The 22,883-nt window shown below is 64.1% G+C and carries 22 protein-coding genes; 17 read left to right on the forward strand and 5 right to left on the reverse strand.

The window, feature by feature from the left end; translation table 11 throughout:
* Positions 1 to 35: 35 nt before the first annotated feature.
* Positions 36 to 983, reverse strand: coding sequence for an AEC family transporter (locus tag QWY79_RS10945; RefSeq protein WP_290272646.1), 948 nt, complete (start codon positions 981 to 983; stop codon positions 36 to 38).
* 466 nt (positions 984 to 1,449) lie between these two features.
* Here QWY79_RS10945 and QWY79_RS10950 point away from each other — a divergent pair, with 466 nt between their 5' ends.
* The 12 genes from QWY79_RS10950 to QWY79_RS11005 all read left to right on the forward strand — a co-directional run bounded on the left by QWY79_RS10950 (position 1,450) and on the right by QWY79_RS11005 (position 13,365).
* Complete coding sequence (locus QWY79_RS10950) at positions 1,450 to 2,454, forward strand: TRAP transporter substrate-binding protein (RefSeq protein WP_290272648.1); 1,005 nt, start codon at positions 1,450 to 1,452, stop codon at positions 2,452 to 2,454.
* 67 nt (positions 2,455 to 2,521) lie between these two features.
* Positions 2,522 to 3,055, forward strand: coding sequence for a TRAP transporter small permease (locus QWY79_RS10955; protein WP_290272650.1), 534 nt, complete (start codon positions 2,522 to 2,524; stop codon positions 3,053 to 3,055).
* Between the two features lie 3 nt (positions 3,056 to 3,058).
* The gene (locus tag QWY79_RS10960) at positions 3,059 to 4,348 is read left to right on the forward strand and encodes a TRAP transporter large permease (RefSeq protein ID WP_290272652.1); all 1,290 of its coding nucleotides are present in this window, start codon (positions 3,059 to 3,061) and stop codon (positions 4,346 to 4,348) included.
* 26 nt (positions 4,349 to 4,374) lie between these two features.
* A complete protein-coding gene (locus QWY79_RS10965; RefSeq protein WP_290273415.1) occupies positions 4,375 to 5,511 on the forward strand; it encodes a mandelate racemase/muconate lactonizing enzyme family protein in 1,137 nt (378 codons plus the stop codon).
* A 3-nt stretch (positions 5,512 to 5,514) separates the two neighbouring features.
* Complete coding sequence (locus QWY79_RS10970) at positions 5,515 to 6,387, forward strand: amidohydrolase family protein (protein WP_290272655.1); 873 nt, start codon at positions 5,515 to 5,517, stop codon at positions 6,385 to 6,387.
* Between the two features lie 119 nt (positions 6,388 to 6,506).
* A complete protein-coding gene (locus QWY79_RS10975) occupies positions 6,507 to 7,304 on the forward strand; it encodes an NAD-dependent epimerase/dehydratase family protein (protein WP_290273418.1) in 798 nt (265 codons plus the stop codon).
* Positions 7,305 to 7,345: 41 nt separating this feature from the next.
* On the forward strand, positions 7,346 to 8,359 hold the full coding sequence (locus QWY79_RS10980; protein ID WP_290272657.1) for an Ldh family oxidoreductase: 1,014 nt from the start codon (positions 7,346 to 7,348) through the stop codon (positions 8,357 to 8,359).
* 185 nt (positions 8,360 to 8,544) lie between these two features.
* A complete protein-coding gene (locus tag QWY79_RS10985) occupies positions 8,545 to 9,282 on the forward strand; it encodes a FadR/GntR family transcriptional regulator (RefSeq protein ID WP_141317440.1) in 738 nt (245 codons plus the stop codon).
* Between the two features lie 297 nt (positions 9,283 to 9,579).
* Entirely contained in the window at positions 9,580 to 10,392 is an 813-nt protein-coding gene (locus tag QWY79_RS10990) for an alpha/beta fold hydrolase (protein ID WP_290272660.1), read from the forward strand.
* Complete coding sequence (locus QWY79_RS10995) at positions 10,389 to 11,246, forward strand: alpha/beta fold hydrolase (protein WP_290272662.1); 858 nt, start codon at positions 10,389 to 10,391, stop codon at positions 11,244 to 11,246. The genes QWY79_RS10990 and QWY79_RS10995 overlap by 4 nt, the downstream gene beginning before the upstream one ends.
* A gap of 41 nt (positions 11,247 to 11,287) precedes the next feature.
* Positions 11,288 to 12,289 (forward strand): patatin-like phospholipase family protein, encoded by a 1,002-nt coding sequence (locus QWY79_RS11000; RefSeq protein WP_290272664.1) that lies wholly within the window; start codon positions 11,288 to 11,290, stop codon positions 12,287 to 12,289.
* Positions 12,290 to 12,456: 167 nt separating this feature from the next.
* Complete coding sequence (locus tag QWY79_RS11005) at positions 12,457 to 13,365, forward strand: LysR family transcriptional regulator (protein ID WP_290272666.1); 909 nt, start codon at positions 12,457 to 12,459, stop codon at positions 13,363 to 13,365.
* A gap of 87 nt (positions 13,366 to 13,452) precedes the next feature.
* Here the strand turns inward: QWY79_RS11005 and QWY79_RS11010 are convergent, their stop codons facing one another.
* The 3 genes from QWY79_RS11010 to QWY79_RS11020 form a co-directional block, all read right to left on the reverse strand.
* Positions 13,453 to 14,049, reverse strand: a complete 597-nt coding sequence (locus QWY79_RS11010) for an HD domain-containing protein (RefSeq protein WP_141317445.1) — start codon at positions 14,047 to 14,049, stop codon at positions 13,453 to 13,455.
* On the reverse strand, positions 14,050 to 15,183 hold the full coding sequence (locus QWY79_RS11015) for a TauD/TfdA family dioxygenase (protein WP_290272669.1): 1,134 nt from the start codon (positions 15,181 to 15,183) through the stop codon (positions 14,050 to 14,052).
* 140 nt (positions 15,184 to 15,323) lie between these two features.
* Positions 15,324 to 15,890: a Smr/MutS family protein gene (locus QWY79_RS11020; protein WP_290272671.1), complete on the reverse strand. Its 567-nt coding sequence runs from the start codon at positions 15,888 to 15,890 to the stop codon at positions 15,324 to 15,326.
* 179 nt (positions 15,891 to 16,069) lie between these two features.
* Between QWY79_RS11020 and prmB the strand changes: the two genes are divergently transcribed.
* The 5 genes from prmB to phaC all read left to right on the forward strand — a co-directional run bounded on the left by prmB (position 16,070) and on the right by phaC (position 21,119).
* Entirely contained in the window at positions 16,070 to 17,026 is a 957-nt protein-coding gene (gene prmB / locus QWY79_RS11025) for a 50S ribosomal protein L3 N(5)-glutamine methyltransferase (protein ID WP_290272673.1), read from the forward strand.
* Between the two features lie 20 nt (positions 17,027 to 17,046).
* The gene (gene aroC / locus QWY79_RS11030) at positions 17,047 to 18,132 is read left to right on the forward strand and encodes a chorismate synthase (protein WP_290272675.1); all 1,086 of its coding nucleotides are present in this window, start codon (positions 17,047 to 17,049) and stop codon (positions 18,130 to 18,132) included.
* 73 nt (positions 18,133 to 18,205) lie between these two features.
* Positions 18,206 to 18,574 (forward strand): hypothetical protein, encoded by a 369-nt coding sequence (locus tag QWY79_RS11035; protein ID WP_141317450.1) that lies wholly within the window; start codon positions 18,206 to 18,208, stop codon positions 18,572 to 18,574.
* Positions 18,575 to 18,701: 127 nt separating this feature from the next.
* Positions 18,702 to 19,172, forward strand: coding sequence for a phasin family protein (locus QWY79_RS11040; RefSeq protein ID WP_290272678.1), 471 nt, complete (start codon positions 18,702 to 18,704; stop codon positions 19,170 to 19,172).
* A 105-nt stretch (positions 19,173 to 19,277) separates the two neighbouring features.
* The gene (gene phaC, locus QWY79_RS11045) at positions 19,278 to 21,119 is read left to right on the forward strand and encodes a class I poly(R)-hydroxyalkanoic acid synthase (RefSeq protein WP_290272680.1); all 1,842 of its coding nucleotides are present in this window, start codon (positions 19,278 to 19,280) and stop codon (positions 21,117 to 21,119) included.
* A gap of 290 nt (positions 21,120 to 21,409) precedes the next feature.
* On the opposite strand, the gene lnt is transcribed toward phaC, so the two are convergent.
* Positions 21,410 to 22,876, reverse strand: coding sequence for an apolipoprotein N-acyltransferase (gene lnt / locus QWY79_RS11050; RefSeq protein ID WP_290272682.1), 1,467 nt, complete (start codon positions 22,874 to 22,876; stop codon positions 21,410 to 21,412).
* Positions 22,877 to 22,883 lie beyond the last annotated feature (7 nt).

Below are 22,883 nucleotides of genomic sequence, written 5' to 3' on the forward strand. Positions count from 1 at the left end.
TACCGCGCTATGCATGCCCCGTTTGCCGAGTGGGTTCATATCAGCCCCAGCAGCGTGAGCACGAAGATCCCCAGGGTCAGGGTCACCAGGCTGAGCAGGGTGCTCTGCATGATGATATTGGACGTCAGATCGGTATTGGCCCCGGCGGCGCGCGCCATCACGAAGGCGACAGCGGCGGTGGGGCTGCCCAGGAAGAGGAACAGGATGCCCAGCTCCGGGCCTCTGAAGCCCAGTGGAAGTGCCAGCAGCACGCCCAGCAAGGGCATGATCACGACCTTCCACAGGCTGGCATCGAGGGCCAGCAGGCTGCCCTGCTTGATGGCCGCCAGGCTCAGGCTGCCGCCGACACAGATCAGTGCCAGGGGCAGGGACATCGAGGCCAGGTAGTCGCCGGACGTCATCAGCCAGCCCGGTAGCCCGATGTCCAGCCACCCCAGCAGCAGCCCCCCGGCGATCCCGATGATCAGGGGGTTGGTCGCCACATCCTTGAGAATGGCCCCGGGGTGAGAATTGACCAGCGGGCTGTAGACGGCCAGCACGATGGCCGACAGTACCAGGTTGAGCATGATGATGCCGCCCGCCATGACGCCACCAAGTGATAGCCCCAGCTCACCGTACATGCTGGTCGCCAGGGCCAGGCCCATGATGCCGCAGTTGCCGCGAAATGCCGCCTGAACGTAGACGCCACGTTGTTGCCGGGGGCAGCGGTATAGCGACCAGGCCCAGATCAGCACGAACATCAGCGCCGAAATAATCAGGTAATACACCACCAGCCCGAGCTGGAAGTCCTCGCCGGGTTCGGCACGCAGGATGCTCAGGAAAAGCAGGGCCGGCATGGTGACCTTGAAGACCAGACTGGAGGCGGTATTGATGAAGGCCTGATCGATCCAGCCCAGGCGTTTCAGCAGGATTCCCATGAACACCATGGTGAATACCGGCAGGCTGACATTCAGTGTATCGAGCAGCAGGTGGGTCATTGGCATCTTGTCCTGATGCGGAAGATCGGCATTGTGACGGGACATGAGGGGCAGCAGACGGCGACCGCCTGGCATGGCCGCATGATTGTACGATATATGATGATTGTCGGCACGCCCGCATGGTTCGCTGGCCAGCCTGTCTGGTTCGGGTCGCCGCCAGCCGGGGACTGGAAGGGAAGCGGAAGCAAGGCGGGAATGGCCGATAGCACTTTAGTCTCAAAGTGGTCGGGAAGGCTTGTAAGGTGCACGGAGACTGACTAACTTGTCATTCATATGATGTATTACCAGTTTAAATCCTGCCGTCATGTCCGAGCGGAGATTCTGGTAATCCGTCAGGAAAGGCATTCAAGACATTCGCTCAGACGTGTGTCCCTTGATGATAAAAGACGCCTCGAACGGCTTTGGTAACAGAGCACAGGGGCATCAGAACAAGCACAATGATTGACCATATCCTACCCGGATGGAGCGAGCCATGCTGACCAACAAGACAACGAATTTTCGTCATTGCCTGAAGCTCACGACCGCCACTGGCCTGCTGGCCATGGTGGCATTACCTGCCCAGGCAGAACAGTGGCGAGGCTGGAACATCCACCCGCCCAGCTACCCCAACAGTGTGGCGCTGGAAAGCTTTGCCGAGGAGGTGGCCGAAAAGACGGAAGGGCGCGTCGAACCCAAGGTCTATCACAATGCAGTCCTGGGCGATCAGCCGGACGCCATCGAACAGACGCGCAACGGGGCACTGGATTTTGCCAACTTCAACATGGGGCCCATGGGACCCATTGTGCCGGCGACCAATATTCTGTCATTGCCGTTCATCTTCAGCAGCCCCGATAACATGTACCGCATCATGGATGGGGAAATCGGTGAGCGTTTCGCGGATGCGCTGGCCGAGAAAAACCTGATTGCGCTTTCCTGGTTCGGCTCTGGTGCGCGGAGTCTGTACAACACCGATCATCCGGTGACATCGCCCGAGGATGTGGACGGGCTGAAGGTCCGCGTGATGAACAACGACCTCTATGTGCAGATGATCGACGAACTGGGCGGCAATGCCACGCCGATGGCATACAGTGAGGTCTACCAGTCGCTGAAAACCGGTGTCATTGACGGTGCGGAAAACAACTATCCGTCCTACGAATCCAGTGGTCATTATGAAGTCGCTCAATATTACTCCCTGACCGAGCACCTGATCCTGCCCGAGTGCTTGTGCGTCGCCAAATCCACCTGGACCGAATTGTCCGAGGAGGATCAAGGCATTGTTCGTGAAGCAGCGGAAAACGCGGCTCAGGAGCAACGCAAGCTCTGGGAAGAGCAGGCGCAGAGCAGTCGCGAGCTGGCTCTGGAATCCGGCGTGGAAATCAATGAAGTGGATGACAAAGCCGCCTTCCAGGACAAGATGCAGCCGATTTATGACGCTTTCATTCAGGAAAATCCGGACCTCGAAAGCCTGGTAAGCGATATTCAGAACGCGCAGAAATAGTGCCGTCCACACCATGCCGAGCCCCGGTCGGCGCGCCAACCGGGGCTCCTCGACAGGGTCAGAAACCGTGAGTGCTTATTCCGATCAATCCGAGGGTCAGTCCGAGGAACGGGTTGTACGCTCTGCCGTCGATAGTGTGCTGGATGGCATCGCGCAACTCTGCATTATCGTCTCGGGCATTCTGCTCGTTTTCTTGATTGCCTCGTTCGGCTGGCTGGTCTTCGGGCGTTATGTTCTCAACGACACGCCGACCTGGGTCGAGCAGACTTCGTTGCTGATCGTCATCTATGTGACTTTCCTGGGCGCCGCCGCCGGGGTGCGCCACAAGTCCCACCTGAGCATCGACTTCATTCGGGAGGGGCTGCCGGCCTTGCCGCGTAGCCTGATGCGGCTGGTGGCGGATCTGTTCGTGGTGGCCTTTGGCGTTTTCATGGCATGGCAGGGCTACATCATGGTGCTCGACAATCTGAGTCGGCCGATTCCGATGATCGGTCTTTCCGAGAGCTGGCGCGCCGCGCCGATGGTGGTCAGTGGGCTGCTGATGGTGCTGTTCTCGGTGGTCAATATCGTGCAGCGTCTCGTGACGCCAGGGGAGGCGTGATCCATGGGCCTGATAATACTCTTTGGCGTCTTCTTTCTCGGTCTGATCGTCGGTGCGCCCGTGGCATTCGCCGTCGGCCTGGCCTCGGTCGTGACCTTCCTCTACGAGGGGCTGCCGCTCTTCGTCGGCTTTCAGCGCATTCTGTCCGGCATCTCGGTGTTTTCGCTGCTGGCCATTCCCTTCTTCATCTTCGCCGGCGAGTTGATGCTGCATGGTGGCATCTCCAATCGCCTGGTGCGTCTCGCCTCGGCGGCGGTGGGGCGGATTCGCGGCGGCCTGGGACTGGTGAATGTCTCGTCCTCGATGCTGTTCGGGGGGATTTCCGGGTCAGCCGTTGCCGACACCTCGGCACTGGGGTCGATTCTGGTGCCGGTCATGAAGGAGAAGGGCTATGATGCCGACTATGCCGTCAACGTCACGGTGACGTCGTCGGTTGCCGGCGTGGTCATTCCGCCCAGCCACAACATGATTCTTTATGCTGTCGCGGCAGGCGGCGGGATCTCGGTGACCCAGTTGTTCATTGCCGGCATCGTTCCCGGCATTCTGATGTGCCTCGCCCTGGCGGTTGCCGCCTACCTGGTGGCGGTGAAGCGTGGCTATGCCGGGGAAGAGTTTCCGGGCTGGTATGCCCTGATCATCAGTTTCGCCGCGGCGCTGCCGGGCCTGCTGACCGCGGTCATCATCGTCGGTGGCGTGCTCTCGGGCATTCTGACCGTGACCGAGTCCGGTGCTTTCGGGGCGATCTATGCCATCGTCATCACGGGGCTGGTCTATCGCGAGCTGACCTGGCACTCCTTCAAGAAGGCGGTCTATCAGTCGGTGCGCACGACCTCGCTGGTGATGATTCTGGTCGGGTGCGCCTCGGCCTTCTCCTATCTGCTGGCCCTCTACAGCGTGCCCGAACTGCTGAGCGAGGCGCTGCTGGCCATCTCCGACAACCCCTACGTCATCCTGCTGATGCTCAACCTGCTGTTGCTGGGGCTCGGCATGATCATGGACATGGCGGCGCTGATCCTGATCTGCACGCCGATCTTCCTGCCGGTGGCCGCCCAGTTCGGCATGGACCCGATCCAGTTCGGCATCATCCTGATGATCAACCTGGGGCTGGGGCTGTGCACACCGCCGGTCGGGTCCTGTCTGTTCGTCGGCAGCGTCATCGGCAAGATCAAGATGGAAGAGACGGTGCGCACCATCTGGCCGTTCTATCTGGCCCTGTTCGCCGTGCTGATGCTGGTGACCTATGTGCCGGCCGTGTCACTGATGCTGCCGTCGCTGTTCGAGTCGGGCGGCTAACCGCAACTGTCAGTCAGGATGTCATGATGAAGATCGCAAGCGTGCATGCGCATATTCTGGATTACCGCCTCGACCAGGCCTTCGAGAGCGCCACCATGCGCTTCGAGCGGCGTCAGCACTGTCTGGTCGAAGTGGTCTGCGAAGACGGCACTCTGGGGTGGGGCGAATGCCTGGGGCCGGCCAGGGCCAATGCCACCATCGTCAACCTGTACGGGGCAGCCCTGGTGGGGGCCAATCCGCTGGAAACCGAGAAGCTGTGGCTGGATCTCTACAACCGACTGCGCGATCAGGGACAGCGCGGCCTGACCATGACGGCCCTGAGCGGCATTGATATCGCGCTCTGGGATATCAAGGGCAAGCACTATGGGGCCTCGGTCAGTGAATTGCTCGGTGGGCGTTTTCGCGAAACGGTCCGGGCCTATGCCACCGGCTCGTTTCGCCGTGATGGCGTGGACCGCGTCCAGGATGTGGCCGAGGAGGCCGCCGCCCATGCCCGGGAGGGCTTCCATGGCGTCAAGATCAAGATCGGCTTCGAGGTCGAGGAGGACCTGCGGGCGATCGCGGCGGCACGCGAGGCCCTCGGCCCGGAGCGTCGCCTGATGATCGATGCCAATCATGGCTATGATCAGCTCGAGGCCATCGAGGTCGGCAAGCGCGCCGCACCATTCGACATTGACTGGTTCGAGGAACCGGTGCTGCCGGAGCAGCTCGACACCTATCGCGCCGTGCGCCAGGGCCAGCCTATCCCGGTGGCGAGTGGCGAGAACTGGCATGGTCGCTATGCCATGCTCGAACCCCTGACCACCCGCGCCATCGACATTGCCCAGCCGGATGTCTGCGCTGTCGGCGGCTTTTCCGAGATGCGTCGGGTGGCCGACATGGCGGCCATGCACGGGGTTCGCCTGGTGCCGCACGTCTGGGGCACGGCAGTGTGCATTGCGGCCAGCCTGCAGTTCATGGCGGCCCTGCCGCCGAATCCGCCGCGTCGTCGCCCCCTGGAGCCGATCATGGAGTTCGATCGGACGAAAAACCCGTTTCGACAGGCGGTCGTCGAAACGCCTCTTGAGCACCATGACGGCGTCATGTCCATCCCGGATGGCCCGGGGCTGGGGATCCGCATCAATCGCGATGCCCTGCATGAGCATGCCTTGAGGGAGGACTGAAGCATGACCGAGATAGCGGCCAATACGCGTCCCCTGAGCGGGACGCCACCGGCGCTCGAGGCGCCGCCCGGGGCCACCGACTGTCATATCCATCTCTACCTGCCTGGCTACGAGGCGCAGCCGGGTGGTCCACCGATCCCGGAACTGGCGACGGTAGAGGATTACCGCCAGCTTCAGCGCTGGTTGTCGCTGGAGCGGGTCGTGGTCACGCAGTCGAACGCCTACCAGGATGATAATCGCGCCCTGCTGGAAGCCCTGAGGCAGCTGGGTACGGAGGTGGCGCGCGGTGTGGCGGTGGTAACCCCGGATACTGCGGAGCAGGAGCTCGAGGCCTGGCACGCGCTCGGTGTCAGAGGCGCGCGCATCATGAACCTTCCCGGCGGCGCCATGACCACCACCGACATGCCGGCCATCGAGCCCCGCGTGCGGGCCATGGGCTGGCACCTGATGGTGCAGTTCAACGGCCGACATCTCGAGCAGCACCTGGCGGCGCTGCGGCGGCTGGAAAGCGACTACATCATCGACCATATCGGCAAGTTCATGGATCCGGTGCCGGCCGATGATGCACGGGTCGACGAGATCCTGAGGCTGCTGGATCGAGGCAATGCCTGGTTCAAGGTCTGTGCCGGCTATGAGGCCAGCCTGGAAGGCGGCCCGCATTACCCTGACGTCGGAGCGATCGCCCGGCGTGTCATCGAGCATGCGCCCGAGCGCATTCTGTGGGGATCCAACTGGCCCCATGTCGGCGTATCGCGCGATCGCTACCCGAATGATGCCGAGCAGCTGGACGTGCTGCTCGAATGGGCCAGTCCGGCCGTTCGGCACCGGATCCTGGTCGACAACCCCGCGACACTCTATGGCTTCGGGACGTCCTGAAGCGTCCCTGGCGATATCCGGGTGGGGCGCGACTCGAGCAGCGCCGGCCATCCACTGTCATTCATGTCCATCACGGCTTGCCTCGGTGAGCCGCCCAATCCCCATCAAGGAGCTGCATGATGTTGAATCGCATTCTTGTCACCGGCGCAGCCGGTGGTCTCGGCAAGGCCATTCGCCCACACCTTGCCCGGCTGGCCCATCGCGTGCGCCTGTCGGATATCGCGGACCTGGGAACTGCGGCCGATCACGAGGAGCTCGTGCCCTGCGATCTGGCCGATGCCGAGGCGGTCAGATCACTGGTCGAAGGCTGTGACGGCGTCGTGCATCTGGGCGGTGTATCCGTCGAGAAGCCGTGGGACGGCATTCTCCAGTCCAATATCATCGGCGCCTACAACCTCTATGAGGCCGCCAGGAACCTCGGCAAGCCACGCATCGTGTTTGCCAGTTCCAACCACACCATCGGCTTTCATCCGCGCACCACACGCATCGATAGCCAGTGCACGCGCCGCCCGGACTCGCTGTATGGCGTCTCCAAATGCTTCGGCGAAGACCTGGCCAGCCTTTACCACGACAAGTTCGGTGTCGAGACCCTGAGCGTGCGTATCGGCTCCTGCTTTCCCAAGCCGGCGGATACCCGGATGCTGGCGACCTGGTTGAGCGTCGAGGATTTCGTCGCCCTGCTGGAGCGTGCCTTTGTCGCGCCCCGGCTGGGATACACCGTGGTCTATGGCGTCTCGGCCAACAACGAGACCTGGTGGGATAACAGCAAGGCCGCGTTTCTCGGCTGGGTGCCCAGGGACAGCTCCGAACCCTGGCGCGAGGAGGTCGAAGCCGCGGCGGGTGATATCGACCCCAACGACCCGACCGTGGTCTATCAGGGTGGCAAGTTCGTGGCCATGGGGCATCCGGATGACTGATCTCGCCGTTCCGGTTCGCCAACAGAAAAAGGAGAATGCTGATGGATGACACGGTCACCCTGACGCTTGACGAAGCGCAGAGGCTGAGTCACGAGGTTTTGACCCGCAACGGCTTCAGCGAGTCTCATGCCGCCGCCATTACGCGCAATGTGGTGGCCGTGCAGCAGGATGAGTGCCACTCCCATGGACTCTATCGCCTGATCAGCTGCGTCGAGACATTGCGCAATGGCGGTGTGAAGCCGGATGCCGTGCCCCGGGTCGAGAATCTGGCGCCCGGCGTGGTGCGCACCGATGCCGACCAGGGTTGCTCGCTGCTGGCCTTCGAGCAGGCCCGGCCCATCTTGATGGAGAAGGCCAGGACCAATGGCATCGCCCTGCTGGCCGTGAACAATGCCTTTCACTTTTCGGCGCTCTGGCCCGAGGTGGAGTCGCTGTCCGAGGCGGGGCTGGTGGCGCTGGCCATGACCCCGAGCCATGCCTTCGTGGCCCCGGCAGGCGGCAGTCGGCCCCTGCTGGGCACCAACCCCGTGGCCTTCTCCTGGCCGCGTCCGGGGCGTTTTCCGTACACTTTCGACTTTGCCACCAGTGTCGTGGCACGTGGCGAGATCGAGCTTCATCGACGCGCCGGCGAGACGCTGCCGGCGGGCTGGGCCATCGATACGGAGGGCGCGCCGACGACGGATCCCGAGGCGGCGCTGGAGGGGGCCATGCTGCCGTTTGGCGGCCACAAGGGGTCGGCTCTGTCGATCATGATCGAGCTGCTGGCAGGCCCGCTGATCGGCGATCTGCTGGGCCACGAGACCCGGGCCGCCACTCCCGGGGGAGAGGGCCGGCCACAGCATGGCGAACTGCTGCTGGCGATCGATCCGGCGGTGCTGACGGGGGCCAGTGTCGAACAGCACCTGGCGCATGCCGAGGCATTGTTCGAGGGCGTGCTGGGCCAGGGGGCCAGGCTGCCGTCGCAGCGTCGCCATGCGGCGCGTCAACGCAGTTGGACGAAGGGTTTAACGATCCCCATGACCCTGTACCAGGAGCTTGATAGGCTACGTGGATAAGGCGCTGCCGTGTCAGAGAGTGTTGACAGACCACGGCGCATTTTGACGCGTGACGTTTGTCGACACCCTCGCATGGCGAGGACAGCAAGCTGAATCGGCCGTCAGGGAACGGAAGCGCAACAACAAGCATGCATTCAATCGAGCCGCGCAATGCACAGGGTGGCTCAATTTCAAAAGGACGCGAGATGGCGGTGTCGAATGAATGGGGCGTGAAGCCCATTACCCGCGAAGGTAGCCTGTCGAAGGCGGTGCTGGAGCAGCTCGAGCAGCGCATCACCTCGGGACAGACCCCCGTGGGCAGCAAGCTGCCTACCGAAAGTGAACTCTGTGATGCCTTCGGCGTAAGCCGCACGGTGATTCGCGAGGCCATGACCCATCTCAAGTCGCTCGGGCTGGTCGAGACTCGCCGCGGCGTGGGCACCACGGTGTTGCGCAACGAGGTGGACGCACCGCGGCCGGCGGTGCACATCAGTCCGCGTACCGTGGAAGACATCCTGCAGGTGCTGGAGCTGCGCCTGACGCTGGAGCCGAGCGCCGCCGAGCTGGCCGCGTATCGCCATGACGGCGAGGACCGGCAGCGTCTGGAGGCCCGCCATGCCGACTTCGCGGCCGTGCGCGCCGGGCAGTCCCAGGCGAGGCGCGAGGACTTCGCCTTCCATCACACCATCGTCAAGGCGACGCACAACGTCTTCTTCGACCGCTTCTACGAGCCCTTGAGCGACAGCATGATCCCGCGTTCCAAGCTGCTCAGCATCGATATCGACATGAGCTCCACGGCGCGCTATCTGGAACTGGTGCATCAGGAGCACACCCGCATTCTGGAGGCGATTCTCGAGCGGGACGGTGCGGCGGCCCGCCAGGCCATGCACGAACACCTGGCGCGCTCGCGCGACATGTACGCGGAGTACCGCGAGCAGGAGTGAAGCGGGCTGCCGCCGGTGCCATCAACGCGCCATGTACAGCCCGACCAGCACGGCGAGCAGCACCGTCAGGAAGAAAACGCGATTGCGCAGGCGGGTATCTCGTCGGTTGTTCGGGGGGCGGTGTGGCACGTTGGCTCCTGGTGGCAAGCAATAAGGCGAATGTCGTGGCACAGCGAGCGTGTCGAAATGATACGCTCGCATGAAACGGCTGAATGAAAACCCGGCTCTACCCAGGCCGCCTCATGGTATTCGTGTCAGCCCGTGACCACCAGACGTCTCGCGCAACGGAAACCTGCCATGCCATCGCCCGATACCGCCATACCGCTTGTCTTCGCCCATGCCAACGGCTTTCCCGGCCGCAGTTATCGCAGCTTTCTGGCACCCCTGGAGGAGGATTTCGACCTCCATCCCGTCGAGCGGCTCGGGCATCATCCCGAGTATCCGGTCGGCGACAACTGGTTGGCGCTACGTGATGAGCTGCTCGCCCACCTGGCCGGGTTCACGTCGCCGGTGGTCGGCGTCGGCCACTCCATGGGCGGCGTGCTGATGGCCATGGCTGCCGAACAGGCGCCGCAACGCTTCCATGGGGTGGTGATGCTGGATCCCCCCTTGATGCTGGGTCTGGATGCCCTGGCCATGAAGCTGGCCAAGCGGCTGGGCCTGGTCGACCGCGTCACCCCGGCGGGCCGGAGCCTGGGACGCCGCTCCCGGTGGCCGGATCATGCGACCATGCGCGACTATCTGCGTCGCCGCGGCCTGTTCCGGCACTTCACCGATCAGGCACTGGATGACTACATCGCCGGCGGTACCCGGGAGCTCGAGGAAGGGGGCGTGGCACTCTGCTACGACCCCGCGATCGAAGTGGATATCTTCCGCCATCTGCCCGACCATCTGCATGGCCTGCCGTCCCGCTTGAAGGTGCCGGTGAGTGTGCTGGCGGGGCAGGACTCGGATCTGATGACGCCGCGTCGACGCCGGCGTCTGCGGCGTCACGGGGTGCCGGTCAGCGAGGTTGAGGGCAGTCACATGTTTCCCATGGAGCATCCGCAAGCGGCCCGTCAGGCACTTCAGGCGTGTCTCGATGCCATGCTGCCGGGAGCCTGCCGATGACCACCGCGACGCCCCTGAGATTGGCAAACCAGCGCCTGGCGGCCCTGTCCTGGGGGGACGCCGCTGCGCCGACCTGGCTGGACAATGCGGCGAGCTTTTCCCGGCTGGCGCCGCGGCTGGTCGAACACCTGGGCATCCGGGTGGTGGCGCTGGACCTGGCCGGCCACGGCCAGTCGCGGCACCTGGCAGGCGGCGGCGATTATGCGCTCTGGGACTACTGCCATGATGTGCTCGATGCCCTGGATGCGCTGGACCTCGACAGTGCGCCCCTGCTGGCGCATTCCATGGGTGCCGGCGTGGCCTGCCTGCTGGCCGCCGGCCTGCCGGAACGGGTCGATGGGCTGCGCCTGATCGACGGTCTGGGCGCCTTGAGCACCCCGGCGCCGTCGGCGCCCGGGCAATTGCGCCAGGGCCTGCAGGCGGCGCGGCGCACGCCATCGCCGGCGCCGCGTTATGCGGATATCGATGCGGCCGTGCAGTCCCGGGTCAAGGGCAGTGTCACGCCGATCGATGCCGACACCGCGCGGCCCTTGATGGAACGCAACCTGGAAGCCATGCCCGAGGGGGACTGGCGACTGCGCAGCGATCCGCGCCTGCGCTGGCCATCGCCGGTGCGCTTCACGCCCGAGCAGGTACTGGCCATGCTGGGGGCCATCCGCTGCGATGTGCTATTAATCGAGGGTAGGGCGGGTATTCTGACGCAGCGCCCCGGCATGGACCAGGCACGCGGGGCGCTGCAGCGGCTGAGCCGGCACATTCTGGCCGGCGGTCACCATCTCCATCTGGAGGCGGACAGGGTACCGGCAGTCGCTGACGCCATCGTGACGCATCATGCTTGTGCCGGGCAGGGTTGATCCTGTGCGGCACAGGACGCAGCCAATTCCGGGGAGGTGTCATGGACGAACAGCAGGCTGAAGACGGCAATGGTCGCCGCGTCATGCTGGCACTGGGCAGTGGCGGCGCGCGGGGCTATGCGCATATCGGTGTGATCGAAGAGCTGGAGGCACGCGGTTACGAGATCGTGGCCCTCTCCGGCTGCTCCATGGGAGCGCTGGTGGCCGGCGCCTATGCCGCCGGTCAACTCAGTGCCTACCGTGACTGGGTGTGTCGCCTGGACTACTTCGACGTGCTGCGCCTGGTCGACATTACCTGGAGCCCGATGGGCGCCATGAAAGCCAGCAAGGTCATGAGCAAGCTCGAGGAGCTGGTCGGTGACAGCCTGATCGAGGACCTGCGCGTGCCGGTGACCACCGTGGCCACGGATCTGACGCGCCAGCGCGAGGTCTGGTTTCAATCCGGCCCGTTGTTGCAGGCCGTGCGGGCTTCCATCGCCGTGCCCGGTGTCATCACGCCGGTCTATCGCGGCTCCCAGGTGCTGGTGGATGGCGGCCTGCTCAACCCGCTGCCGGTGATGCCGGCGGTGGAGGCGCGTGCCGACTTCCTGATGGCCGTCAACGCCACGGCCCAGACGTCGCGTCCCATCTCGCTGGACGCCATGTTGCCGCCCGACGAGGCGGCCGAGGAACGGGCCCGGGAAGAGGCCCGCGATCAGTCGGGCAGCGTCGATTTCGAAGGCTGGATGCAAGGGGTCAAGGGCGCCACCAAGAAACTGTTCGACGGCCTTGGCAGCGCGGAAGCCGATGACCATGAGCAGGGCCAGCAGGAGCGTGATCAGCACGCCTGGGGGCGGCTCGACATGATGCTGGCGTCCTTTGATATCGCCCAGGGTGCCATCGCCAATTACCGCCTGGCCGGCTATCCGCCGGATGTTCTGGTCAAGATCCCCAAGACGGTGTGCGGCGCCTACGAGTTTCATCGCGCCGAAGCCCTGATTCGCCTGGGGCGCCACCTGGCCAAGGAAGCGCTGGACAAGCGCGAACGCGATCTGGGGACCTGAAAGGCATGGGGCAGGGCTTCGAGGGCGCGGCAGGCCGATAACGCATCGCGCGAGCCCGAGCCATAGCCGGCCTGCACTGACAGCGGGTGATGCGCGTGTCGTCCGCTTCTTGCATGCGCTAGAGTGGTTCGCCTAACGGCACAAATGGCGGAGTGGATAAAGCGGCCATGGAAGTAAAACTGCCCTCGCTGAGGGGGCTGAATGCCTTCGAAGCCACGGCCCGGCTGGGGTCGATGACCGCAGCAGCGGAGGCCACCGGCACCTCTCAACCCGTGGTGTCGCAACGGATACGCGCGCTGGAGGAGCACCTCGGGTTATCGCTGTTCGAGCGCAGTGGCAATAGCCTGGTGCTGACGCCTCACGGTGAGCGCTTCTATCACGAGGTGGAGCATGGCTTGCAGGTGATTCACGGCGCCTGCCAGGAGATGTATCGCCTCAGCGGCGTGTACAGGCCGCAAGTCTCCATCGCGGCGGGGTCCGGTTTTACCCACCTGTGCCTCTTGCCCTTGCTGCCCGAGCTGAAGGCCTGCTTCCCGCAGCTGCGCATCCATCTCGTGCCCGTGGATCGGGACGATGATGCGTCCATGCAGGCGGCGGATATTGCCATCCGGTTCGGCCGGCAGTCTGCGGCATCCGGGTCGCAACTCCTGGCCGAGGAGCGCGTCCTGCCGGTCTGCACGCCCGCCTATGCGGAACGACACGGGTTGCAGTACATAAACGACGCCGATGACCTGTCCCGCCTGACACTGCTGCATCAGGATGAAAGGGATCCTCGCTGGCTCGACTGGAAACAGTGGGCTCGAGCGGTGGCGATATGGCCGATTCCCGATGAGGATATATTTCCTTTCCACAATTACCCGCTGGTGTTGAATGCGGCTCTGGAAGGGCAGGGGGTCGCGCTGGGATGGAAGTTCATCGTCGAGAAACATCTCGCCAGCGGCAAGTTGATGGGAGTGGGACCGGAGGTGGCCCGCGCGCATTATGGCTACTGGATAGAGCTCAAGTACCCTGACAATGCACTGGTGCAGCCCGTCAAGGACTGGCTGGTGTCGGCATTGAACGCTGAGCGGGAGTGAGCGGCATCATGCATGGCCGGCGGGACTCTGCCGGCCATGGCGGGTGTCGGGCCGGTCGCGTCGCTGAGCGCCGGCCCTTATGCCGAGTCACTCGGCGACCGGGCCCTGTGCTTCTGCCTCGCCGATGACGGCCGGGTCGAAGGGTGTCCGGGAGAACACGCGTTCCAGCAGGGGCTTGAAGTGCTCCAGTGAGGGCGTCGGGTAATCGGGATCGAAGGAGGCCTGGTCATAGCGCTCACAGAAGTCGACGCAGCTTTGATACCAGGGGTGGTGCTTGTAACGATCCCGTTCGTGCGGGTCCTCGGCGAAGAAGTGCGCGTAATAGACCTTCTGGAACAAGCCGTGGTGATGGATGATCCAGGTCACCTGGCTCCGCACGTAGGGGCGGATGATCGCCGCGGCAAGTTGCGAATGATTGTAGGGTGCCAGTTCGTCTCCCAGATCATGCAGCAGGGCACCGACGATCAGGTCGTCGTCGGCACCATCGGCTTCGGCTCGCGCCGCGCTCTGAAGAGAGTGCTCGAGGCGCGTCACCTGATAGCCGCTCAAGCTGTTGTCCAGGTTTTCCAGTGCCTTGATCAGACGCTCGACCAGGCCCTCGTTGAACGCTGATTCCAGCCTGTCGAGAAACTGGTACTCTTCCCGGGTACCGTCCTTCATCTGGCGAAATGCGACCTGTTGCATTCAGGCGACCTCCTGGGCTGTGTGCGCATCTTTCAGCAGGCTGGCGTAACGTTCCCGCGGTCCATCGGTATCCAGATAACATCCCTGCAGATGCCGGTGCCCTTCGTCAGGGTTGTAGCGGGTTCTACCATGCAGGACCCGACTGTTGTCGAACATCATCAACTCACCGGCGCCGAGTCGGAAACGGAACTCGAAGTCGGGATCCAGAAAGAGTTCCCCGAGTCGCTTGCGCGCCTGGTGGAAGAGCCGGGTATCGCGCGCATCCAGCAGTGGCAACGAGTCCAGCCGCGGGCTGTAGTGAACCCCGGTGGGTAGGCCCTCGGCATCTGTCTGGATCATGCTGCGATGGGTCACGAGTTCCGTGCCGGCATCCAGGAAGCGGAAACGCACGGGTGTCTGCTTGAGCAGCTGATACCCCTCCGGCATCTCGTGTTGCAGGGTGGCCAGCACCTGGAGGCTGTCGACCAGTGTCGAGAGCCCGCCGCTCGTTTCATTGACCAGGCAATGCAGCAGCTGGATGCCCGGTACCGGATGTCGGTACGGGTTGTCGGTGTGCGGCCCCAGCGCGACACTGCGGTAGGCCAGATCATTGCCCGTGGGGCGCGAGTAGACCTCGAAGTAGCGCCCGAAATTGGTTTCCTTGACATAGCCGTACTTGGCGCCGACCTCCAGGATGCGTTCGGGGTCGGTGGGTACGTCGTGCAGCACGATATAGCCGTAGCGCAGGTAGGCGTCCAGCGACTGGTGGAACGCCGCGTCATCCGCCAGGATCTGCCGCCAGTCGAAGCGCAGGCCCTGGTGATCGATGCGCGCATCCCATGGCGTGGCCGAAGGAAAGTGGCTATGGCCCTGAATGTCCGCCGCCAGGGCATCAAGCTGGAAGGTTTCCTGGTGGCCGTCGCTGAAGGCGATATGCACGTCATCGTGGCACCCGCTCTCCAGTGATGCGATGGCCAGGTCCGGATCCAGGGCATGCGAGTCGAAGAGTCGCTGCTGGGTCATCGGCTCCAGCTGGTCGCGGGCCCGAGTGCGCTCCCTGAGCCAGAGCGGGCTGAGGGTGAAGTGGTGATCCCCTTGATGTGCCCTGAGGGCCGGGGGTTGTTCGACGATTTCCAGCCTGACCTGTGCCGGCATGCTTTCGCTCCTGCTTCAACGGATGATGCGATCGGTTTCCGCTGCTCAGGATGATGGATAGCCGCCCGGCGAAGTAGGCCGGTTCACTTATGGCGCTTCATGCATTTTTTTTATGGGAGCCCTGCATCATCGCGGAGGTGCTAACGCTGGCGCCGCAACAAGACATAGACGGCACCGGTCCCGCCATCGATGGGCGTCGCCGAGCAGAAGGCCAGCACGCTCGGCCACTCGCGCAGCCAGGCATTGACGTGACTCTTGATGACCGGGTAATTCGCGCTGGCGCCCCAGGCCTTGCCGTGCACGATCAGGACACAGCGCGCGCGTTCGGCTTCGGCCTCGTGGAGGAAGCTTTCCAGCTCCTGGCGAGCCTCGTCGATGGTGTAGCCATGCAGGTCGAGACCCGCCTGCCAGCCGAGGCGGCCTTTCTTGAGCTCGCTGCGCGTACGATAGGGCAGGTCGGGAAGGGCGAAGTCGAGGTAGGTCGATGGCCTGACGGGATCGACACGGCCATCCGAGGTGCGTCCCGACGCATTCTGGTTGCCGGCATCCGTCGCTGCGGCCCGTCGCGCCTGGGCGGCTTCCTCGGCGCGCCGAGGGCGGCCCGGGTCGGCGCGATTGTGTTGCATGGGGCGCACACCGGCCTCGCTCAGCGCCTGACGAAAGGCGTTGATCTCGTCGTCATCGGGCTTCTGGCGTCGTCGACTCATGGTCAGGCTCGTCGGCCACGCACCGTGTCGTGCGTGGCATCATGAAGTGCATGCAAATGGCGGTGGCCGGTGTTCGGCATCAAGCCTCCAGTATAACGGCCCTGGCGTGGCTGTGAACCGCCGGCGAAGGTACAATCGTCAGTCCACGCTTATCATGCAACCGCTGAACAGGATGCCCCGTGGCCGATTCCGACTGCACTTCATCGACTTCCACCCTGACGCTTGGCAACGGCGAGCTCGCCGAGGGGCTGATCACCCTGCGGGACTGCCTGCGCTGGGCCACCAGCGAGTTTCATCTGGCCGGCCTGCATTACGGTCACGGTACCGATTCGGCCTGGGACGAGGCCGTGGCCCTGACCCTGGGGGCCCTGCATCTGCCCTGGAATGTCGACCCCGGCGTACTCGATGCGCGCCTGCTGCCCATGGAGCGCTCGCGCATCGTGGCGCTGGTGCGCGAGCGTATCGCCAGCCGGCGCCCCTTGCCCTACTTGCTGGGGGAAGCCTTCTTTGCCGGCGTGCCCTTCAATGTCGACGAACGGGTATTGATTCCGCGCTCGCCGATCGCCGAGCTGATCGAGGATGGCTTCGCCGCCTGGTTCCCGGGCGAGCCGCCGATGCGGGTGCTGGACCTGTGCGCCGGATCCGGTTGCATCGGCATCGCCACGGCACTGCTTCTGCCGACCAGCGAGGTGGACCTGGCCGATGTCAGTCCCGAGGCCCTCGAGGTATCGCGACAGAACATCACCCGCCATGATGTCGGCGATCGAGTGCGCGCCGTGATCGCGGATCTTTTCAGCGGACTGGAAGGGCAGTGTTATGACGTCATCGTCTCCAATCCGCCCTATGTCGATGCCCGCGACCTGGCCGGCATGCCACGCGAGTTCCACCACGAGCCGAGCCTGGCACTGGGGGCCGGTGCCGATGGCCTGGACATCGTGCGGCGCATCCTGCGCGAGGCCCGACAGTACCTGAGCGACGACGGCGTGCTGATCGTCGAGGTCGGCAACTCCGATCACCACCTGGAGGCGGCGTTTCCTGACGTGCCCTTCATGTGGCTGGAATTCGAGCGTGGCGGCCAGGGCGTGTTTGCGCTGACCGCCGCGGAACTCGACGCCCATGCGGCGTCCTTCGCCTGATTCGTCATTGAGGAGCGCCCATGTCCGGCAACACCTTCGGCAAGTTGTTCACCCTGACCACCTTCGGCGAGAGCCACGGCCCGGCGCTGGGCGCCATCATCGACGGCTGCCCGCCGGGGGTGCCGGTGGATGAAGCCACCCTGCAGCACGAGCTGGATCGCCGCCGTCCCGGGTCGTCGCGTTTCACCACCCAGCGTCGCGAACCCGATCGGGTGCGCATCCTGTCCGGTGTCTTCGAGGGCGTGACCACGGGTACCTCGATCGGGTTGATGATCGAGAACACCGATCAGCGTTCCAAGGACTATTCGCGCATCAAGGACCAGTTCCGGCCGGCCCATGCGGATTACACCTACCACCACAAGTACGGTCTCCGCGATTACCGTGGGGGCGGGCGTTCCAGTGCACGCGAGACCGCCATGCGCGTGGCCGCCGGCGCCATCGCCAAGCAGTATCTGGCCGGTCGGGGCATTCGCGTGCGCGGCTACATGAGCCAGCTCGGTCCCATCGGCATCGAGTTCCGTGACTGGCAGGCGGTGGACGAGAACCCCTTCTTCTGTCCTGACCCGGACAAGGTGCCGGAGCTCGAGGATTACATGGAACAGCTACGCCGCGACCAGGACTCCGTGGGGGCGAAGATCTCGGTGGTGGCCGAGGGGGTGCCGCCCGGGCTGGGCGAGCCGGTCTTCGATCGCCTGGATGCCGAGCTGGCCCATGGCCTGATGAGCATCAACGCGGTCAAGGGCGTCGAGATCGGCGACGGCTTCGCCGCGGTGGCCCAGCGCGGCAGCGAGCACCGCGACGAGATGACCCCGGACGGCTTCCTGTCCAACCATGCCGGCGGCGTGCTGGGTGGCATCTCCAGTGGCCAGACCATCATCGCGCATCTGGCCCTCAAGCCGACCTCCAGCATTACCACGCCGGGGCGCTCCATCGACATTCACGGCGCACCGGTCGAGGTCATCACGCGCGGGCGCCACGACCCCTGTGTGGGGATTCGCGCCACGCCGATCGCCGAGGCGATGATGGCGCTGACGCTGATGGATCACCTGCTGCGCCATCGTGGCCAGAACCAGGATGTCGCGGTGACAACGCCCCGCCTGTCGTGACGGGCCCTGCCGAGCGGGGCAGCCTGCTACACTGGACATGAGACGCCACTCACTCCAGTCAGGGATGCTATCCATGAAGATCAATGTCGAATTCGATTTGACGCCCGATGAATTTCGTCAGGCGCTCGGGCTGCCCGATGTGGAGGCGTTCCAGCAGGATCTGCTGCAGCGCATCCAGAAGCAGATGGAATCCGGGGTGGAAGGTTACGACCCGATGAGCCTGATGCAGCCCTTCCTTCAACAACCGCTCTTTCAGCAGGGCATGGCCAATTTCGGCAATTATCAGCAGATGATGATGGACATGCTGAATCGCGCCGCCTCCGGCGCCGGCCAGCAGGGCGCCGCCCAGGGTGACGAGTCGACAGCATCGACGTCCTCCGGCCAGAGCGGGTCGGGATCGGCGTCGGCCAGTTCCCGGTCACGCAGCAAGCGCAGCAACTGATTGGGTCGCCTGCCGGCGTTGTCGCAGTCTTGACGTCATTATCTTGCAACGTGCGGCGTGCCAGACTAGTCTTTGTGCAGTGCAGCACAAATTCCGTGTCATCCGTTCCCTTCGGGAGGTAGCGATCATGCAAGACAAGATGATGGATTCATTCAATCAGCAGGCCCGCGAATTCTTCACCCCCATGCGCAAGCTCAATTCCCTGATGCTCGACAACATGGAGCGGGTCACCCAGTATCAGCTGGATGCCATGAAGCGTTACAGCCAGATGGGGACGTCCAGCCTGCGCGATGCCAGTGACATCGGCGATGCCGAGCAGGCCCGCGATTTCGGCACTCGCCAGGTCGAGATGATGACCGAGCTGTCCAATCAGATGCTGGCCGACGCCCGCGCCATGAGCGAAATGAGCCTGCGCATGAAGAGCGAGATGGAAGCGTTGTTCGGTGAGTCCGGTCAGGCCATGGCCGAGCGGATGGAAGAAGCCACGCAAGCCACCCAGGAGTCCGCCAAGTCGGAAGGCCCCGCCAAGGCCACCAGCCAGACGACGCGCAAGCGCGGCTCCGGCAGTAATGCGGGTAACGGCAACGGCTCCAGCTGACGATACCCCGACCAGCAGGCAGCAGCGCCGTCACGACGCGCTGTCATCTCGGCCGCCATCCGCTTGATGGGTGGCGGCCGTTTTTCCAGATACCGGGAGGGAGCGATGCAGCCAGGGAATCACACGCCGTCGCAGGAAGAACTCGAAGCATGGGGCGAGCAGGCCAGGTTGATCGGTGAACATTACCAGGCGCTGATCGAGGATGTGTTACCCCGGTTGGTGCCGGACACCGCGGCGGAATCCGTCTACTCGGACATGCGCGAAAGCTTTCGTGCCGGTGCCGAAGCGCTCAATCGTGATCCATCGCTGCTCTGGCAGACCCAGGCGCGCCTGATGGAGGATCAGTACCAGCTCTGGCAATACGGCCTCAAGGCCTTCTCCGGGCAAGCGGTAGAGCCCCTGGTCTCGCCCGGCAAGGGCGACCGGCGTTTTCGCGATGATGCCTGGCAGAGCGACCCCTTCTACATGGCGATCATGCAGCAGTATCTGCTGTTCGCGCAGCGCGTCGAGGCCCTGATCGACAACCTCGATGGCCTGTCGGACGACAATCGTCGCAATCTCGCCTTCTATGCCCGGCAACTGGTCAACGCCATGTCGCCGACCAACTTCGTGACCACCAACCCTGAGGTCATGCGCCGCACCGTGGAAACCCGCGGGCAGAATCTCGTCGACGGGCTGGCACGCCTGCGCGAGGATCTGGCCAACTCGGTGGAAGGCATCAATGTCACCATGACCGATCGCACGGCCTTCAAGGTCGGCGAGAACATCGCGGTCACCCCGGGCTCGGTGGTCTTCGAGAACGAGCTGATGCAGCTGATCCAGTATGCGCCCAGCACCGAGAAGGTCTTCAAGACTCCCCTGCTGGTGGTACCGCCCTGGATCAACAAGTATTACGTGCTGGACCTGCGTCAGGAAAACTCCCTGATCAAATGGCTGGTCGACCAGGGGCACAGCGTCTTCCTGATCTCCTGGCGCAACCCGGGGCCCGAGCAGCGGGACCTGACCTGGGCCGATTACATGCAGATGGGGCCCATCGCCGCCATGGAAGCCATCGAACAGGCGGTCGGCGAGAAATCGGTCAACCTCCTGAGCTACTGCGTGGGCGGTACCCTGGCAGCCTCCACCGTGGCCTACCTGACCAGCACGCGGCGTGGCCGCAAGGTACGCTCCGTGACCTACATGGCCACGCTGCAGGACTTCCGGGACCCGGGCGAGCTGGGGGTCTTTCTCAGCGAGCCGGTGCTCAGTGGCCTCGAACAGAAGCTCGAGCAGGATGGTTATCTGGACGGCCGTGTCATGGCCTACTCCTTCAACCTGCTGCGTGAGAATGACCTCTTCTGGTCGTTCTACATCAACAACTATCTCAAGGGCGACGCCCCGGCCCCCTTCGACCTGCTGTACTGGAACACCGATGGCACCAACCTGCCGGCCGGCACCCATGGCTGGTACCTGCGCCATCTGTATCGCGAAAACCGTCTGGTCGAGCCCAACGGCATCGAACTGGATGGCGTCAAGATCGACCTGCGCAAGATTTCGACGCCCAGCTATTTCGTGTCGACCCGCGAGGACCATATCGCCAAGTGGAACAGCACCTACTATGGCGCGCTGTTGCCCAAGGGGCCGGTGACCTTCGTGCTGGGTGGCTCCGGTCACATCGCGGGGATCGTCAACCCGCCGCACAAGAACAAGTACGGGTTCTGGACCAATGACGAGCTGCCGGACGACCACGAAGCCTGGCTGGAAGGCGCCGAAGCCCACGAAGGCTCCTGGTGGCCGCACTGGCAGGCGTGGATGACCGACAACGGCTACGCCGATGCCGAGAAGATGGTCGCAGCCCGCCAGCCCGGCGACGGCGAACTCGATATCCTCGAACCCGCCCCCGGCCGCTACGTCACCATGACGATCCCCGAGGTGCTGGGCGAAGACCCGACCTCGTCGGGAGCTTGAAGTCATAAGCTTGAAGCTGGAAGTCCCCGGCTGCGCCGGGAGCTATAAGCTGTAAGCTTTAAGCTGGAAGAAAACCACCCGGGCTTCGCCCGGAGCTGGTAGATCGTCCGCTTCGCGGCCGTAAGCTTGAAGCTGGAAGAAAAAACCTTGACCCCGAGCTGTCGGGGTTCATGCTGTCTTCCAGCTTCCAGCTTCCAGCTTCCAGCTTCCAGCTTCCAGCTTCCAGCTTCCAGCTTCCAGCTTCCAGCTTCCAGCTTCCAGCTTCCAGCTTCCAGCTTCCAGCTTCCAGCTTACGAGCGGCGTCCCCGCACCCCGGCCAGCACCATCCCGAGCCCGAGCAGCCAGACCGGCCAGCTGCCGGTGCGGGTGAAGGGGGTGAGGCCTTCCATCGGGGTGAATTCGCCGATCAGGGTGGCGGTCTCGAACTGGGGCAGGCGCTTTGTGATATGGCCCCGGGGATCGATGATGGCGGTGACGCCGTTGCTGGTGGCGCGCACCACATAGCGGCCGTTTTCCAGGGCACGCAGTCGCGCCATCTGCAGGTGCTGTTGCGGCCCCAGCGAATCGCCGAACCAGCTGTCGTTGGAGAGCGTCAGGATCACCTCGGATTGACGGGCCTGATCCGCCACCAGGTCGGCATAGATGATCTCGTAGCAGATGGCGTTGCCGATGCGGGTCCCGGCGGCGACCATGGGGGACTGCTCGTCCGCGCCCGGGGTCATGGCCGGCATGGGCAGATCGAAGAAGGCGATGGCACCCCGCAGCAGGCTCTCCAGTGGCAGATATTCGCCGAAGGGCACCAGGTGATGCTTGCGATACTCGCCCTCGACGCCGTTTCGTCCCACCACGCTGTTATAGAACAGCCCCTGCGCATCGCGTTGCAGTATACCGGTGAGCAGCTGTGTCTCGTCCGCCAGGCTGGCCTGGGCGCGTTCGATGATGGGGGCGGCCCGGTCCTCGAACATCGGCAGGGCGGCTTCCGGCCAGATCACCAGGTCGAGCGGAGCGCCGTCGAGTTGTCGGGTCTGGCGCAGATAGGTGTCGATGGCCGTGCGCTGTCCCTGTTGTGTCCACTTGATGTGTTGCGAGAGGTTGCCCTGCAGCAGGGCCACACGCACCGGATCGCCGGCGGGCTGCGTCCAGTGCGTCGGCAGGGCCAGCGGGATCAGCCACAGGCCGGCCAGGGGCAGGGCGCACCACCAGCGCCGGCGCAGCAGCTGGACGCCCAGTGCGCCGCTCAGTGCGGTAACCAGCGACAGCAGATAGACGCCGCCCAGCGGTGCCCAGGAGGCCAGCGGCGAGTCGACCTGGCCGCTGCCCAGCAACAGCCACGGAAAGCCGGTGAACAGCCAGGTGCGTAATGCCTCGCCCAGCACCCAGGCGCCGGCAAAAGTGATCACATCCAGGCGGGGGCCGCACAGGCGGCGATAGAGCCCCAGGGTGACGGCAAAGAACAGCGCCATGGCGGCCACGAACAGGGCGGTCAGGGCGATGGCCAGCGGTACACCGGTATAGCCGTAGTCATGAATCGAGACATAGACCCAGGAGACCCCGGTGCCGAAGAGGCCCAGACCATAGCACCAGCCTCGCCAGGCCGCCTGACGGGGCGTGCTGTCGCTCAGCCCGGCGTACAGCAGGCCGGCGGCCACCGGTGCCAGCCACCACAGCATGAAGGGCGCGGCGGAGAGGGTGGTCAGGATGCCGGCGACGATCGCGGCGAGGTAGCCCAGGCGAGGGTGGCGGCGAAAGGCGTGCATGGTCCCG

It is taken from the genome of Halomonas sabkhae (assembly GCF_030409265.1).
In the GTDB taxonomy this organism is placed as follows: domain Bacteria; phylum Pseudomonadota; class Gammaproteobacteria; order Pseudomonadales; family Halomonadaceae; genus Halomonas; species Halomonas halmophila.

What these genes read in the sequence shown, in the direction of transcription:
- QWY79_RS10945 (WP_290272646.1), bottom strand. Translation starts at nt 983, where the DNA reads ATGCCAATGACCCACCTGCTGCTCGATACACTGAATGTCAGCCTGCCG.
- QWY79_RS10950 (WP_290272648.1), top strand. Translation starts at nt 1,450, where the DNA reads ATGCTGACCAACAAGACAACGAATTTTCGTCATTGCCTGAAGCTCACG.
- QWY79_RS10960 (WP_290272652.1), top strand. Translation starts at nt 3,059, where the DNA reads ATGGGCCTGATAATACTCTTTGGCGTCTTCTTTCTCGGTCTGATCGTC.
- QWY79_RS10965 (WP_290273415.1), top strand. Translation starts at nt 4,375, where the DNA reads ATGAAGATCGCAAGCGTGCATGCGCATATTCTGGATTACCGCCTCGAC.
- QWY79_RS10970 (WP_290272655.1), top strand. Translation starts at nt 5,515, where the DNA reads ATGACCGAGATAGCGGCCAATACGCGTCCCCTGAGCGGGACGCCACCG.
- QWY79_RS10975 (WP_290273418.1), top strand. Translation starts at nt 6,507, where the DNA reads ATGTTGAATCGCATTCTTGTCACCGGCGCAGCCGGTGGTCTCGGCAAG.
- QWY79_RS10980 (WP_290272657.1), top strand. Translation starts at nt 7,346, where the DNA reads ATGGATGACACGGTCACCCTGACGCTTGACGAAGCGCAGAGGCTGAGT.
- QWY79_RS10985 (WP_141317440.1), top strand. Translation starts at nt 8,545, where the DNA reads ATGGCGGTGTCGAATGAATGGGGCGTGAAGCCCATTACCCGCGAAGGT.
- QWY79_RS10990 (WP_290272660.1), top strand. Translation starts at nt 9,580, where the DNA reads ATGCCATCGCCCGATACCGCCATACCGCTTGTCTTCGCCCATGCCAAC.
- QWY79_RS10995 (WP_290272662.1), top strand. Translation starts at nt 10,389, where the DNA reads ATGACCACCGCGACGCCCCTGAGATTGGCAAACCAGCGCCTGGCGGCC.
- QWY79_RS11000 (WP_290272664.1), top strand. Translation starts at nt 11,288, where the DNA reads ATGGACGAACAGCAGGCTGAAGACGGCAATGGTCGCCGCGTCATGCTG.
- QWY79_RS11005 (WP_290272666.1), top strand. Translation starts at nt 12,457, where the DNA reads ATGGAAGTAAAACTGCCCTCGCTGAGGGGGCTGAATGCCTTCGAAGCC.
- QWY79_RS11010 (WP_141317445.1), bottom strand. Translation starts at nt 14,049, where the DNA reads ATGCAACAGGTCGCATTTCGCCAGATGAAGGACGGTACCCGGGAAGAG.
- QWY79_RS11015 (WP_290272669.1), bottom strand. Translation starts at nt 15,183, where the DNA reads ATGCCGGCACAGGTCAGGCTGGAAATCGTCGAACAACCCCCGGCCCTC.
- QWY79_RS11020 (WP_290272671.1), bottom strand. Translation starts at nt 15,890, where the DNA reads ATGAGTCGACGACGCCAGAAGCCCGATGACGACGAGATCAACGCCTTT.
- aroC (WP_290272675.1), top strand. Translation starts at nt 17,047, where the DNA reads ATGTCCGGCAACACCTTCGGCAAGTTGTTCACCCTGACCACCTTCGGC.
- QWY79_RS11035 (WP_141317450.1), top strand. Translation starts at nt 18,206, where the DNA reads ATGAAGATCAATGTCGAATTCGATTTGACGCCCGATGAATTTCGTCAG.
- QWY79_RS11040 (WP_290272678.1), top strand. Translation starts at nt 18,702, where the DNA reads ATGCAAGACAAGATGATGGATTCATTCAATCAGCAGGCCCGCGAATTC.
- phaC (WP_290272680.1), top strand. Translation starts at nt 19,278, where the DNA reads ATGCAGCCAGGGAATCACACGCCGTCGCAGGAAGAACTCGAAGCATGG.
- lnt (WP_290272682.1), bottom strand. Translation starts at nt 22,876, where the DNA reads ATGCACGCCTTTCGCCGCCACCCTCGCCTGGGCTACCTCGCCGCGATC.